The sequence below is a fragment of the Cryptosporangium japonicum genome, from assembly GCF_039524755.1.
GTDB classification, from domain to species: Bacteria; Actinomycetota; Actinomycetes; order Mycobacteriales; family Cryptosporangiaceae; genus Cryptosporangium; species Cryptosporangium japonicum.
In genome coordinates, this window is sequence record NZ_BAAAGX010000020.1 from 268479 (window position 1) to 282070 (window position 13592).

Annotated in this window: 13 protein-coding genes; 6 read left to right on the forward strand and 7 right to left on the reverse strand. The window is 71.6% G+C overall.

Annotated features, from left to right (window positions below; translation table 11 throughout):
• Window positions 1-2: 2 nt before the first annotated feature.
• Both ABD437_RS26435 and ABD437_RS26440 read right to left on the reverse strand, forming a co-directional pair.
• Window positions 3-341 carry a hypothetical protein gene (locus ABD437_RS26435; protein ID WP_344651625.1) on the reverse strand — a complete coding sequence of 113 codons (339 nt, stop codon included), beginning with the start codon at window positions 339-341 and terminating at the stop codon, window positions 3-5.
• A 37-nt stretch (window positions 342-378) separates the two neighbouring features.
• The gene (locus ABD437_RS26440; RefSeq protein WP_425558246.1) at window positions 379-1287 is read right to left on the reverse strand and encodes a heme o synthase; all 909 of its coding nucleotides are present in this window, start codon (window positions 1285-1287) and stop codon (window positions 379-381) included.
• A gap of 332 nt (window positions 1288-1619) precedes the next feature.
• Between ABD437_RS26440 and tkt the strand changes: the two genes are divergently transcribed.
• The 5 genes from tkt to pgl all read left to right on the forward strand — a co-directional run bounded on the left by tkt (window position 1620) and on the right by pgl (window position 8490).
• Window positions 1620-3722, forward strand: coding sequence for a transketolase (gene tkt, locus ABD437_RS26445; protein WP_425558247.1), 2103 nt, complete (start codon window positions 1620-1622; stop codon window positions 3720-3722).
• Window positions 3723-3737: 15 nt separating this feature from the next.
• Entirely contained in the window at window positions 3738-4847 is a 1110-nt protein-coding gene (tal, locus tag ABD437_RS26450; protein ID WP_344651628.1) for a transaldolase, read from the forward strand.
• 183 nt (window positions 4848-5030) lie between these two features.
• Complete coding sequence (gene zwf / locus ABD437_RS26455) at window positions 5031-6743, forward strand: glucose-6-phosphate dehydrogenase (protein ID WP_344651629.1); 1713 nt, start codon at window positions 5031-5033, stop codon at window positions 6741-6743.
• Window positions 6740-7726 carry a glucose-6-phosphate dehydrogenase assembly protein OpcA gene (locus ABD437_RS26460; RefSeq protein ID WP_344651630.1) on the forward strand — a complete coding sequence of 329 codons (987 nt, stop codon included), beginning with the start codon at window positions 6740-6742 and terminating at the stop codon, window positions 7724-7726. The genes zwf and ABD437_RS26460 overlap by 4 nt, the downstream gene beginning before the upstream one ends.
• Window positions 7723-8490, forward strand: coding sequence for a 6-phosphogluconolactonase (pgl, locus tag ABD437_RS26465; protein WP_344651631.1), 768 nt, complete (start codon window positions 7723-7725; stop codon window positions 8488-8490). Before ABD437_RS26460 ends, pgl begins: the two co-directional genes overlap by 4 nt.
• 44 nt (window positions 8491-8534) lie before the next feature.
• Here the strand turns inward: pgl and ABD437_RS26470 are convergent, their stop codons facing one another.
• The 5 genes from ABD437_RS26470 to ABD437_RS26490 all read right to left on the reverse strand — a co-directional run bounded on the left by ABD437_RS26470 (window position 8535) and on the right by ABD437_RS26490 (window position 12193).
• Window positions 8535-8876 (reverse strand): RNA polymerase-binding protein RbpA, encoded by a 342-nt coding sequence (locus ABD437_RS26470; RefSeq protein WP_035856852.1) that lies wholly within the window; start codon window positions 8874-8876, stop codon window positions 8535-8537.
• A 77-nt stretch (window positions 8877-8953) separates the two neighbouring features.
• Window positions 8954-9196: a preprotein translocase subunit SecG gene (gene secG / locus ABD437_RS26475; protein ID WP_035856853.1), complete on the reverse strand. Its 243-nt coding sequence runs from the start codon at window positions 9194-9196 to the stop codon at window positions 8954-8956.
• 357 nt (window positions 9197-9553) lie between these two features.
• Window positions 9554-10819 carry a HAMP domain-containing sensor histidine kinase gene (locus ABD437_RS26480; RefSeq protein ID WP_344651632.1) on the reverse strand — a complete coding sequence of 422 codons (1266 nt, stop codon included), beginning with the start codon at window positions 10817-10819 and terminating at the stop codon, window positions 9554-9556.
• The gene (locus ABD437_RS26485; protein WP_035856854.1) at window positions 10816-11478 is read right to left on the reverse strand and encodes a response regulator; all 663 of its coding nucleotides are present in this window, start codon (window positions 11476-11478) and stop codon (window positions 10816-10818) included. The genes ABD437_RS26480 and ABD437_RS26485 overlap by 4 nt, the downstream gene beginning before the upstream one ends.
• A gap of 46 nt (window positions 11479-11524) precedes the next feature.
• Window positions 11525-12193, reverse strand: coding sequence for a slipin family protein (locus ABD437_RS26490; RefSeq protein WP_344651633.1), 669 nt, complete (start codon window positions 12191-12193; stop codon window positions 11525-11527).
• Between the two features lie 419 nt (window positions 12194-12612).
• On the opposite strand from ABD437_RS26490, the gene ABD437_RS26495 reads away from it, so the two are divergent.
• The gene (locus ABD437_RS26495) at window positions 12613-13524 is read left to right on the forward strand and encodes a hypothetical protein (protein ID WP_344651634.1); all 912 of its coding nucleotides are present in this window, start codon (window positions 12613-12615) and stop codon (window positions 13522-13524) included.
• Window positions 13525-13592 lie beyond the last annotated feature (68 nt).

The following is a 13592-nucleotide window of genomic DNA, read 5'->3' on the forward strand; positions in this document are numbered from 1 at the left end:
CCTCAGCGCGTGCCGCCGCCGCGTGGGGTCTGATGGCCACCCATGTAGTCCCACTCGTACGAGCCGGTCTTGATGCCGGTGACGAGGTCGCGCTCCCACTCGTCCTTCACCGGGACGCCGGCCTCGTCGCACGCGGTCCGCGCGGCCTCGACACCCCCGGCGACGACCTGGTCGCCCCAGCGTCCGTCACTCCCGACCAGGACGATGCGCGCGCCCTTCTGCCCGAGGTACTCCACCACCGCGGTGGCCCCGCCGTGTGCGCCCGCGAAACCCTTCAGGCGCTTCACGATCGGCCCGATCTTGGGCTGGGGGGTGGTGGTCTCTTCCACGGTCTCCGCCATGGACGCATGTTACCGACCGGTACAGCGAATGTGCACGTTACGACAGCAGTGCGTCCACGGCCACGGCGACGAACAAGACGGTGAGGTACGTGATCGAGAGGTGGAACAGCCGCATCGGCTTGACCTTGAGTTCGCGTCGCACCTGCGAGTTGAGCCGATGAGCCTCGAGCAGGAACACCCCGCCGACGACGAGCGCGGTGACGCCGTAGATCCAGCCGGTGGCCAGCGGCCAGAGCAGCAGCGAGCACGCCACCATCGCCCACGAATACGCGAGGATCTGTCCGGTCACGACCTTGGGCGCGGCCACCACCGGCAGCATCGGCACGCCGGCCTTCGCGTAGTCGTCCCGGAACTTCATCGCCAGCGGCCAGTAGTGCGGCGGCGTCCAGAAGAAGATGACGCCGAACAGGACCAGCGGCGCCCAGGCCAGCGAGTTCGTGACCGCGGCCCAGCCGATCAGCACCGGCATGCAGCCGGCCGCGCCGCCCCAGACGATGTTCTGGCTGGTGCGCCGCTTGAGCACGGCGGTGTAGACGAGGACGTAGAACAGGATCGCGGCGAGCGCGAGGCCGGCCGCGAGCGCGTTGGTCTGCCACCAGAGGAAGCCGACCGCGACGACGCCGAGCAGGATGCCGAAGATCAGCGCGTTGCGCGGCTCGACGGTGTGCTGGGCCAGCGGGCGGCGCTTCGTCCGGGACATCTTCTCATCGATGTCGCGGTCGATGTAGCAGTTGAGCGCGTTGGCGCTGCCGGCGGCGAGGGTGCCACCGAGGACGGTCGCCACGATCAGCCAGAGCGAGGGCATGCCCTGCTCGGCCAGGAGCATCGTCGGCACCGTGGAGACGAGCAGCGTCTCGATGATGCGGGGCTTCGTCAGTGCCACGTAGGCCCGGACGACGGCGAGGCCACGGAGCCGCGTGGGCCGCTCGAGCTGGAGGGTCACGATGACTCCTGGATGCGGGGGGTCACAGCAGACCGTCCACCTTCCGATCGTTCCAGCCGCGCGCCGCCGAAAACCGGGCAACTGGCCGGGCACTGTCGCGCCTGGGTCATGGTAGACCGCGTCGAATCGTCTACACGCTGTGGGTGGGTCGGACGCGCCGAACGCGGGTCCTTCATTCACACGACACCAACCAGAGACGCGTCGTTACTTACTGGGTGGGTAGGGTTTTCAGAGGAGCCGGTCGCGGAACTCCCCCGGCCGGAACGGCATTCCGTCCTGAAGAAGGACATCGGACGAGGGACAAGCCTGTGAGCAGCTCGGAGAACGACGCAGTACTGGACTGGAACGATCAGGACGGCAAAGCGGTCGACACGGTTCGACTTCTCGCCGCCGACGCCGTTCAGAAGTCGGGCAACGGCCACCCGGGCACCGCGATGAGCCTGGCCCCGCTGGCCTACCTGTTGTTCAACAAGGTGCTCAAACACGACCCGACGGACCCCAACTGGACCGGGCGGGATCGTTTCGTGCTCAGCGCCGGGCACTCGAGCCTGACGCTCTACATCCAGCTCTTCCTGTCGGGCTACCCGCTGACGCTGGACGACCTGAAGTCGCTGCGCCAGTGGGGCAGCCAGACCCCGGGTCACCCGGAGCACGGCCACACGCCGGGCGTCGAGACCACCACCGGCCCGCTGGGCCAGGGTGTCGGCAACGCGGTCGGCATGGCGATGGCCGCCCGCCGCGAGCGCGGCCTGTTCGACCCGGACGCACCGGCCGGCCAGAGCCCGTTCGACCACCACATCTGGGCGATCGCGTCCGACGGTGACCTGGAAGAGGGCATCAGCGGCGAGGCGTCGTCGATCGCCGGCACCCAGCAGCTGGGCAACCTGACGCTGGTCTGGGACGACAACAAGATCTCGATCGAAGACGACACCAACATCGCCTTCACCGAGGACGTCGCGGCCCGCTACGAGGCCTACGGCTGGCACGTCCAGACGATCGACTGGACCGCCGGCGAGAAGTACCACGAGGACGTCGAGGCCCTCTGGAACGCGCTGCAGGCGTCGAAGGCGGAGACCAGCCGCCCGTCGTTCATCCAGCTGCGCACGATCATCGGCTACCCGGCGCCGAAGCTGCAGGGCACCGGCAAGGCGCACGGTGCCGCGCTGGGTGAGGACGAGGTCAAGGCCACCAAGGAGATCCTGGGCTTCGACCCGGCGAAGACCTTCGACGTGCCCGAGGACGCCCTGAGCCGGGCCCGCGAGGTCGTGGCCCGCGGCCGCGAGCGGCACGAGGCCTGGGACGCCGAGTTCGCGAAGTGGGCCGAGGCCAACCCGGAGCGCAAGGCGCTGTTCGACCGGATGGCCACCCGCACGCTGCCCGAGGGCTGGGCCGACAAGCTCCCGTCGTTCCCGGCCGACGCCAAGGGTGTCGCCACCCGCAAGGCCTCCGGTGACGTGCTGACCGCGATCGCGCCGTCGCTGCCGGAGCTGTGGGGCGGTTCGGCCGACCTGGCCGAGTCCAACCTCACCACGCCCAAGGGCGAGCCGTCGTTCCTGCCGCCCGACCGCCAGACCAAGATGTTCAGCGGCGGTCCGTTCGGCCGGGTGCTCCACTTCGGTATCCGCGAGCACGCGATGGGCTCGATCCTCAACGGCATCGCGCTGCACGGTGGCACCCGCCCCTACGGCGGCACGTTCCTGGTCTTCAGCGACTACATGCGACCGGCGGTCCGGCTCGCGGCGCTGATGAAGCTCCCGACCATCTACGTGTGGACGCACGACTCGATCGGCCTCGGTGAGGACGGCCCGACGCACCAGCCGGTCGAGCACCTCACCGCGCTGCGGGCGATCCCCGGCCTCGACGTCGTCCGCCCCGCGGACGCCAACGAGACCGTGATCGCGTGGAAGCAGGCGCTGGAGCACACCGACCGGCCGACCGCGCTGGCGCTGTCCCGGCAGAACCTGCCGACGTTCGACCGGTCCAACGGCGAGTACGCGCCGGTGGAGAACGCCGCGAAGGGCGCCTACGTGCTGGCCGAGGCGAGCGGCGGCACCCCGCACGTGATCCTGCTGGCCACCGGTTCCGAGGTGTCGATCGCCGACGAGGCGCGCAAGCGCCTGGAGGCCGAGGGCACCCCGACGCGGCTGGTCTCGGTGCCGTGCCTGGAGTGGTTCGAGGCCCAGGACGAGTCCTACCGCGAGTCGGTGGTGCCGCGGGGCGTCAAGGCCCGGGTCAGCGTCGAGGCCGGCATCGCGATGTCGTGGCGCGGCCTGATCGGTGACTGCGGCGAGTCCGTGTCGATCGAGCACTTCGGCGCCAGCGCGCCCTACACCGTGCTGTACGAGCAGTTCGGCTTCACCCCCGACCGCGTCGTCGCGGCCGCGCACGCCAGCCTCACCAGGGTCGGGGCCATCACCGGCAGCCCGACCGGTAACTGAAGGAAGGACGTCCACATGTCCGACGCACTCGCCGACCTGTCCGCCGCCGGCGTGGCAGTGTGGCTCGACGACATCTCCCGCCAGCGCCTGAACAGCGGCAACCTCGCTCAGCTGGTCAAGGAGAAGCACGTCGTCGGGGTCACCAGCAACCCGACGATCTTCGCCAAGGCGCTCGAGGACATCGACACCTACGCCGAGACGCTCACCGACCTGAAGGCCCGGAAGGTCTCGGTCGATGAGGCCATCCGGATGGTCACCGCGACCGACATCCGCGACGGCGCCGACCTGCTGCGCCCGGTCTACGACGCCACCGACGGCGTCGACGGCCGCGTGTCGCTCGAGGTCGACCCGCGCCTGGCGCACGACACCACGGCGACGATCGCCGAGGCCAAGGCGCTCTGGTGGCTGGTCGACCGGCCGAACGTGCTGATCAAGATCCCGGCCACCAAGGCCGGCCTGCCGGCCATCACCGCCGCGCTCGCCGAGGGCATCAGCGTCAACGTCACGCTGATCTTCAGCCTCGAGCGGTACGGCGAGGTCATGGAGGCGTTCGTCGCCGGCGTCGAGAAGGCCAAGGAGAACGGCCACGACCTGACCAAGCTCGCCTCGGTCGCGTCGTTCTTCGTCTCCCGCGTCGACTCCGAGATCGACAAGCGCCTGGACAAGCTCGGCTCGGACGAGGCCAAGGCGCTGCGCGGCAAGGCCGCGATCGCGAACGCGCGCCTGGCCTACCGCGACTACGAGCAGGTCTTCTCCACCCCGCGCTGGAAGGCGCTGGCCGACGCGGGCGCCAAGCCGCAGCGTCCGCTGTGGGCCTCCACCGGCGTGAAGGACCCGGCCTACGACGACACCCAGTACGTCGTCGAGCTGGTCGCCCCGGGCACCGTGAACACGATGCCCGAGGCCACGCTCAAGGCCGTCGACGACCACGGTGTGGTCCGCGGCGACACGATCACGCCGTACTACGCCGAGGCCCAGGCCACGCTCGACGCGCTGGCCGGCATCGGGATCAGCTACGACGACGTGGTGAACCTCCTGGAGAAGGAGGGCGTCGAGAAGTTCGAGCAGTCCTGGACCGAGTTGCTCGACTCGGTGAAGAAGCAGCTCTCCGCGGTAGATGCCTGAGTTCAGACGTTCCACCGCCGGCCCCGGCACGCGCGCGTCGCGTGCCGGGGTCGGCGTTCCGCTCGCCCCCTCGCCGGCCGCTCCGGCCGGCACCTTTCCGGATCCGGGCGGCCGCCCGGGTGTCCGGCTTCACCTCGCCGACCGGGCCGCCGGCCCGGTTCAGCTCCTTCCCGAGGCGGTGCGATGACCCAACCGGCCGCGGACGCACCAGAGGCGTCCGCCACGACTCCCGAGACCACTGACGCCGGGGCACCGCCGCCCGGCACGCCCGCCGAGGGCTCTCCCGCGACGAACACCATTCCGGCCGCGGAGCCCGCGGAGCCCGCCGGGACGAGCCCGATCCCGCCCGGGCAGCTCACCGCCACGCCCGGAGGCCGCGCGGCGAACCCCCTGCGTGATGCGGCCGACCGGCGCCTCCCGCGGGTGCCGGAACCGTGCGCGCTGGTGATCTTCGGCGTCACCGGCGACCTGTCACGCAAGAAGCTCATCCCGGCGATCTACGACCTCGCCAACCGCGACCTGCTGCCGCCCGGCTTCGTCGTCCTCGGTTTCGCCCGGCGGGACTGGGGCGACGGCGAGTTCGAGGACGTCTGCCGCGAGTGGGCCAAGAGCGGCGCGCGCACTCAGTGGCGTGAGGACGCCTGGGAGCGCCTCAGCGAGAACATCAAGTTCGTCGCGGGTTCCTTCGACGACGACGCCGCGTTCGACCACCTGGACGCCACGCTCAAGGAACTGCACGACGAGCACGGCATCCTCGGCAACGCCGCCTTCTACCTGTCGATCCCGCCATCGCTGTTCCCGGTCGTGCTCAACCAGATCGAGCGCACGAAGATGGCCGACACCACCACCGACGGCGGCTGGCGTCGCGTCGTGGTGGAGAAGCCGTTCGGCCACGACCTGGAGTCGTCCAAGGAGCTCAACCGCCTGGTCGACAACGTCTTCTCGCCGGAGAACGTCTTCCGCATCGACCACTACCTGGGCAAGGAGACGGTTCAGAACCTGCTGGCGCTGCGCTTCGCCAACCAGCTGTTCGAACCGATCTGGAACGCCCACTACGTCGACTCGGTGCAGATCACGATGGCCGAGGACGTCGGCATCGGCACCCGCGCCGGGTTCTACGACAAGACCGGCACGGCCCGCGACGTCATCCAGAACCACCTGCTGCAGCTGCTCGCGCTGGCCGCGATGGAGGAGCCGGTGAGCTTCACCGCCGACGCGATCCGCACCGAGAAGCTCAAGGTGCTGCACGCGACCAAGCCCCCGGCCGACCTGGAGCACGACGCGATCCGCGGCCAGTACGAACAGGGCTGGCTGGCCGGTCAGCGGGTGCCCGGGTACCTGCAGGAGAAGGACATCCCCGGCGACTCGACGACCGAGACGTACGCGGCGATCAAGCTGGGCATCCACACCCGGCGCTGGGCCGGGGTGCCGTTCTACGTCCGGGCCGGCAAGCGGCTGCCGCGCCGGGTCACCGAGATCGCGGTGCTGTTCAAGAAGGCGCCGCACCTGCCGTTCGCCAACACCGACACCGAGGCGCTGGGCCGCAACCAGCTGGTGATCAAGGTCCAGCCGGACGAGGGCATGACGCTGAAGTTCGGCTCGAAGGTGCCCGGCTCGGCGATGGAGGTCCGCGACGTCGCGATGGACTTCCTCTACGGCGAGGCGTTCACCGAGTCCTCCCCCGAGGCCTACGAGCGGCTGATCCTCGACGTGCTGGTCGGGGACTCGACGCTGTTCCCGAACGCCGACGAGGTCGAGGCCAGCTGGGTCGTCATCGACGCGCTGGAAGACTTCTGGCAGGGCACGACACCGCACAAGTACCGGGCCGGCGAGTGGGGCCCGCGGGCCGCGGACGAGATGCTGGAGCGCGAAGGCCGGAACTGGAGGCGACCGTGACGACACTCTGGGACACCACCGGCACCGACGTGGTGCGGGCGCTGGGCGAGTCGCGGCGTGCGGCCGGGTTCGTCGCGAGCGGCGTGGCGCTGACGCTCGTCGTCGTGGCGAACGAGAAGCACGTGTCGGCCGCCGAGGAGGCCGCCAGCGTCGCGGCCGCCGCGCACCCCTGCCGCCTGCTGATCGTCGTGCGGCGCCAGATCGACGCCCCGATGCCCCGCCTGGACGCCGAGATCTCGGTGGGTGGGCGGCTCGGCCCCGGTGAGGCCGTCGTGATGCGGATGTACGGCCGGCTCGCGCTGCACGCCGAGTCGGTCACGCTGCCGCTGCTCGCGCCGGACGTGCCGGTCGTGACGTGGTGGCACGGCGAGCCGCCGGAGAAGATCGCCTACGACCCGCTGGGCGTGTTCGCCGACCGCCGGGTCACCGACTCCCGCGAATCGGCCGACCCGATGAACTGCCTGCACGCCCGGGCCGAGGACTACGCGCCCGGCGACACCGACCTGGGCTGGTCACGCACCACGCCGTGGCGGACGCTGCTCGCGGGCGCGTTCGACACGGTCACCGGCCGCCCGAAGTCGGTCACCGTGGTCGCCGCGCCGAAGAACGTCACCGCGACGCTGCTCGTCGGCTGGTTGAAGGCCCGGCTGGGGCTGCCGGTCGACCTGCAGGAGACCGCCAAACGCGGCATCGGCGAGGTCACGATCGAGATCGACGACGGCACCCGCATCCAGGTGACGCGGCAGGACAGCAACCACGCGGTGCTGCGCCGCACCGGCGTTCCCGACCGGATCCAGCCGCTGGCCCGCCGCTCGCTCGGTGAGCAGCTCGCCGAGGAGATCAAGCGGCTCGACCCCGACCAGCCCTACGGCGAGGCGCTCGGCGCGGCTACCGGCCTGACCGGGCTCAACCACCGCTCGCCGTTCCGCTCCCACGTCTGGAAGGACCCGATGCCCACCGCAGCCCCCGCCAATCCCGCATGACCGTCGGCGAACTCTCCGTCGTCGTCCACCGCGACGCCGAGGTGCTGGCGGCCGCGGCGGCGGCGCGGCTCATGGTGCGCATCGTCGACGCGCAGAACGCCCGCGGGCGCGCGTCGATCGTGCTGACCGGCGGCGGCGTCGGCATCGGCACGCTGAAGGCGCTGAACGCGAGCCCGGCACGGCACGCGATCGACTGGGCCGCCCTCGACATCTGGTGGGGTGACGAGCGGTTCGTCGCGCCCGGCGACCCGGAGCGCAACGAGCTGCAGGCCAACGAGGCGCTGCTCGACCACGTGCCGGTGGACCCGGCGCGGGTGCACCGGATGCCCGCCGACACCGGCGGGTCACCGGAGAGCGCGGCCGAGCAGTACGCGGACGAGCTCGCGAAAGCCGCCCGGCCCGGGGCCGACCTGCCCCGGTTCGACGTGCTGATGCTGGGCGTCGGGCCGGAGGGTCACGTCGCGTCGATCTTCCCGGAGTCCCCGGCCGCCTACGACGAGGGCCTGGTCACCGCGGTACGCAACTGCCCGAAACCGCCGCCCACCCGGGTCTCGCTGACGTTCGGCACGATCACCAGCGCCGACGAGGTGTGGCTGCTGGCCGCCGGTGAGGGCAAGGCCGAGGCCGTCGGGCTCGCGCTGGCCGGCGCCGGGCGCGTGCAGATCCCCGCGGCGGGCGCGCGCGGTGGCGTCCGCACGCTGTGGTTGCTCGACGAAGCCGCCGCGGTCAACGTGCCGGCGGAGCTCCGGCTCCGCCGGTCGTGAACGAGCCGGCCCCCGCCCATCGGGCGGGGGCCGGCTCGAACGAATTACTCGCCGCGGCGCGCGCGGACCTTGGCCAGGGCCTCTTCGAGGATCGCCTCGCCGTCCGCGTCGCTGCGCCGTTCACGCACGTAGGCCAGGTGCGTTTTGTACGGCTCGTTGCGCGGAGCAGCCGGAGGAGCTTCCCGGTTCTTCCCGGCGGGCAGCCCGCAGCGCGGACAATCCCAGTGCTCCGGCTCCGCCGCCTCGACCGCGAACGACACACGGGTCATGTGCCCGTTCGCGCAGTAGAAGGGGATGTGACGACGGGGCGCTGATTCCCCCCGCTCCGCCTCACCCATCGGCCCCGCACCGACGCGGGTACCTCGGATGGCATTTCCACCAGCCACGGTTACAGCGCTCCGTTCCTTCCCAGAGGGGGTGGGGGTGGGTTGACCGCTGTCGACGGACCGACCGCCGCCCGGACTCAGGCGCCGGCGGTCGACTTCAGCAGCAACCCGAGCGTGATGATGCACGCCAACCAGATCACGCCGGTAGCGATCGTGATCCGGTCGAGGTTCTTCTCCGCGATCGAGGAGCCGGAGAGGTTCGAGGAGACCCCGCCGCCGAACATGCTGGACAAGCCTCCACCCTTACCGCGGTGGAGCAGGATCAGCAGAATCAGCGCCAAGCTCGTCAGGACGAGCACGGTCGACACGGCGATGGTCATTGCGGGTGGAGTTTCCTCTCGCTCTCGCGGGGGTCGTAAGCATCGGCCCGGTTCTCCGGAGTGCCGCGCTGGGGCCGCAGCACCACTCGCACAGGATAACTGCCGCGACGGCGGACACGTGCCATGGTCACCATCCACCCCGTTTTTCGTGGACGATGCAGCCGTTTTCGGATTTGGACCACCCGTTGGGACTAGGGCCTGTTTCACAGGTTCAGGCCGCCGTGGGCGTGGTCCAGGCGGCGAGCGGCAAGGCGGAGGTCTTTCCGGATACCGCTGTTGTATCCGGAAAGGCCGACAACGCGGCCGGTCGTCGTCTGGGCCGCGGCCACGGTGGGCTGCTGGCCTGTGAAACAGGCCCTAGTGGGGTTGCGGCCGGGCGACACCGCGGACGCGTGCGGGGGCCGCCTCCCGGGCCGGAGCGGTGAGCGCGGCCGCGACCGCGGGGTCCGCCGCCGGGATCAGCACGGTCACCTCCAGGCCACCGCCGGGCCGGGCGACCGCCTGCACGGTGCCGCCGTGCGCGCCGGCCACCGCGCGCACGATCGACAGGCCCAGGCCGGCGCCGCGCGTGCCGGTGCGTTCCACCCCGCCGCGCCGGAACGGTTCGAACAGGCCGGGCACCTCACGCTGGTCCAGTTCCGGCCCGTCGTTGGCGACCACCAGCCACGCCTGCCTGCCGTCGCCGCCCGTGCGCACGTTCAACACGCCGTGGCTGACGTTGTAGCGCACCGCGTTCTCGACCAGGTTGCCGGCCAGGCGCTCCAGGAGGCTGGGGTCGCCGATCACGACGGCGGGCGCGAAATCCGTGCTGACCTGCAACGACAGCCGCTCGGACTCGGCCTTCACGGCGGCCAGCGTGGACGGGACGCCACGCGCCAGGTCGACCGGGACCTGCTTGGCCAGCCGCCCGGCCTGCGCCTCCGTGCGTGCCAGCAGCAGGAGCGCCTCGATCAGCTCGTTCGCCCGGCTGGACGCGTCGCGCACGACCGTGCCCATCCGGCGCAGGTCGTCGACGGTGGCGTCGGGGTCGGCCATCGTCACGTCGATCTCGGTACGCATGACCGCGAGCGGTGTGCGCAGCTCGTGGCTGGCGTTGGCGACGAATCTCTTCTGGCTGCCGAACGCGGCCGACAACCGGTCGAGCATGCTGTCGAACGTGTCGGCCAGCTCCTTGACCTCGTCGTCCGGGCCGGTGTGGTGCAGCCGGTGATCGAGCGTCTCGGTGGACAGGCGCCGCGCGGTGGCGGTGACCTGGTGCAGCGGGCGCAGGGCCCGGCCGGTCAGCAGGTGACCGCCGACGACGCCGGCCACGCCGATCGCCAGCAGTGCCAGGAAGCCCTTCACGAGCAGCTCGGTCGTCGTGGTCGACGCCATGCTCGCCTGCCAGGCGGTGGCGCTCTCGGTGTGCGTGCTGCCGTCCGCGTCCACCAGCGTGACGTTGGAGCCCGGCGCGAGCTGGTCGGTGGAGATCAACTGGTCGCGGACCAGGAGCCAGGCGAGGACGAGCAGCAGCAGCCCGGCGCCGAAGAGCAGGACGCCGTTGAGCAGCGTGAGCCGGAGCCGCAGCGTCGGCCGGAGCGTCGGCCGCAGCCGCGCCGGGGCGTTGCCGCCGTAGACGGTCATCTCGGTGTCACCCGGTAACCGGCTCCGACCACCGTCTCGATCAGCGGCGGGTCACCCAGCTTCTTGCGCAGCGTCATCATCGTCACCCGCACGGTCGTGGTGAACGGGTCGGCGTTGGCGTCCCAGACGCGTTCCAGCAGCTCCTCGCTGGAGACGACCGCGCCCCGCGCGGAGAGCAGCACCTCGAGGACGCCGAACTCCTTGCGGGTCAGGTCGACCGGGCGGCCGGCCCGGCTGACCACTCTGCGGGCCGGGTCGAGCTCGACGTCGCCGACGGTCAGCACCGGGGGCGCCGGTGGCGTGGCCCGCCGCCCCAACGCGCGGACCCGGGCCACCAGCTCCTCGAACGCGAACGGCTTGGCCAGGTAGTCGTCGGCGCCGATGCCGAGGCCCTCGACGCGGTCGGCCACGGTGCCGCTGGCGGTGAGCATCAGCACGCGGGTGAGCGAGCCGGAGGCCGCCAGCTCCGTGCAGATCACGTCGCCGTGCACGCCCGGCAGGTCGCGGTCGAGCACGACGACGTCGTAGCGGGTGACGGTGGCCATCTCCTGGCCGTCGGTGCCGTTGTACGCGGTGTCGACGGCCATTCCCTCGCGGCGCAGCCCGCGCGCCACCGCGTCGGCCAGATTGCGCTCGTCCTCGATCACCAGCACCCGCACGTCCGTGCCCCTCACCGTCGTCCCGTACCGCCACGACGGTAAGCCGTTAAGTCACGTCACTGCCAGAACCCGGCGCGCGGAGCACCACCGTGGTGCCGGGCGCGTCGGCGGCCTGGAGCGTGCGCAGGTGGAGCAGCGCCGGGTGCTCCTCGAGCAGCCGGGCGGTGTTGGCCAGCGCGCGCAGCGCCGCCGCCTCGCCCCGGGCCCGCTCGAGCTCGGCGCGGGCCCGCTCGGTGGCGAGCGCGGTCTCCGCGTACGCGCGACGCAGCTCGGCTCCGAGCATGAGGTCCTTGACGTCGACCGCGTCGACCGTGACGCCGAGCGCCTCGACCGCGGTGGCCACCGTCGCCGTCAGACCCTCACCGAGGGCCGCACGATCGCGCAGGGCGTCCCCGAGGGCCAGCCCGGTCACCCGGTCGCGCAGCGCGGCCTGCACGGCCGCGTAGAGCATCTCCAGCGCGTCGGCGGCGGCCGCGTGGAACGTCGCCGGCTCGGCGACCCGCCACCGCACCGTCGCGCTCACCTTCACGGTGAGGCCGTCGGCGGTCAGCAGCTCCTGGCCGGGGACCGTGAGCAGCCGCGGCCGCAGGTCGACCGGGAACAGCTGGGTGCGGCGACGCCGGTAGGTGTGCCGTCCCGGCCCCAGCACGGGACCGGCCACGCCGTCCCGGTACGTCACGACCCGCTCGTACTCCATCACGGTGACCTTCGCCATCGTCGCCTCCTTTCGGTCTTTGTGGACACGGATCCGCGGCCTCCGACGCGGTGGTGGGGGCGTCGCCACGAGGGCAGCCCGCAGAACCACCGAACCGGGGGTTCGGCCGCGGACCCGTGCCGGGAGAGGGTGTGTGCAGCACCTGTTGGTGGAGCGCCTACACGCGGGACGAGGCCGGTGATACCGGTTCGCCGCTGGCCACCCCGGATTCACGGTAAGCCGGACCCGCCGAAGCGGCAATTGATAAACGGTGCATCACGACTTTTCCCGGGCACCACGCGCGATGCCCGATACGTCCACGTTGGACAGCGTCTGTCGCCGACCGTGCGTGAAGCGGTGTCGGCGCGGTGTGGTATCGATCGCGGGTGCGCATGCTGTCGACTCCCCCACCACCGCCCCCATCGACCCCGACACCACTCGTGGGCCTCGATGCGGTCCCGTGGAACCGGCTGCACCACGCCTACGGTGCCGCCACGGACGTCCCGGGGCACCTGCGATCGTTGCGGTCGAGCGACCCGGACGTCCGGCAGAACGCCTGCGCGGCGCTGCTCGGCACCGTCTACCACCACGGCACCCGCTGGCAGGCGACGCGGTACGTGGTGCAGTTCGTCGTCGGCCTGGTGGAGGCGCGGGACACTCCCGACCGCGCGGTGCTGATCGGCCTGCTGCGCGCGCTGTCGGTCGGCGACCGCGAGGACGGCGAGCTGCCGTTCTCGGCCGCCGCGGCGTTCGCGGCGGCGCGGGGCGTCACGTCGGAGACCGAGCGCACGGTGCTCACCTGGCTCTACGACGAACAGACGCGCCCCGACGAGGCCCAGCTGGCCGCCACCGACGCGGTCGCCGCGTACTGGGCCCAGGCCGCCTACGAGGCCGGCGCCCGCCACGGCTACCGGTACCTGAACTGGCTCTCCGACCCCGACCCCGCGGTCGCCGCCGGCGCCGCCGAGCTGCTGGTCTGGTTCCCCGAGACGCCGGGCATCGTCCCGTCGCTGCTCGCCGTACCGGCCGACGACGCGCACGCGCTCGCCCGCTCGTCGGCCAACCTGAGCCTCGGCCACCTGGCCCGCAGCACCGACGGCGGGAACGTCGAGATCGACTCCCGGCTGGTGGGCCTGCTCAGCGCACCGCACGTCACGGTGTCACTGACCGCCGCGGTGGCGCTGGCCTACCGCCACGGCACGTCGCTGCCGCCCGGTGCGCTCCAGGTGCTCGAGAACGCCCGCACCCACAAGGTGGGGCGCCGCGAGTGGGCCGACAGCTGGCCCTGGGACCGCCCGCCGGCCGCCTTCGCCGAACTAGCCCTCCGCCGGGCGACCCGCACCGCGCCCTGACGAGAGCGTTCCGACCTGCCCCCACCGACGCGATAATTCCTGGCGATGGACATCGTGTCCGCGCAAGG

Coding starts and splice junctions, on each gene's coding strand:
- ABD437_RS26435 (WP_344651625.1), bottom strand. CDS start 341: ATGGCGGAGACCGTGGAAGAGACCACCACCCCCCAGCCCAAGATCGGG.
- tal (WP_344651628.1), top strand. CDS start 3,738: ATGTCCGACGCACTCGCCGACCTGTCCGCCGCCGGCGTGGCAGTGTGG.
- zwf (WP_344651629.1), top strand. CDS start 5,031: ATGACCCAACCGGCCGCGGACGCACCAGAGGCGTCCGCCACGACTCCC.
- pgl (WP_344651631.1), top strand. CDS start 7,723: ATGACCGTCGGCGAACTCTCCGTCGTCGTCCACCGCGACGCCGAGGTG.
- secG (WP_035856853.1), bottom strand. CDS start 9,196: ATGACCATCGCCGTGTCGACCGTGCTCGTCCTGACGAGCTTGGCGCTG.
- ABD437_RS26480 (WP_344651632.1), bottom strand. CDS start 10,819: ATGACCGTCTACGGCGGCAACGCCCCGGCGCGGCTGCGGCCGACGCTC.
- ABD437_RS26490 (WP_344651633.1), bottom strand. CDS start 12,193: ATGGCGAAGGTCACCGTGATGGAGTACGAGCGGGTCGTGACGTACCGG.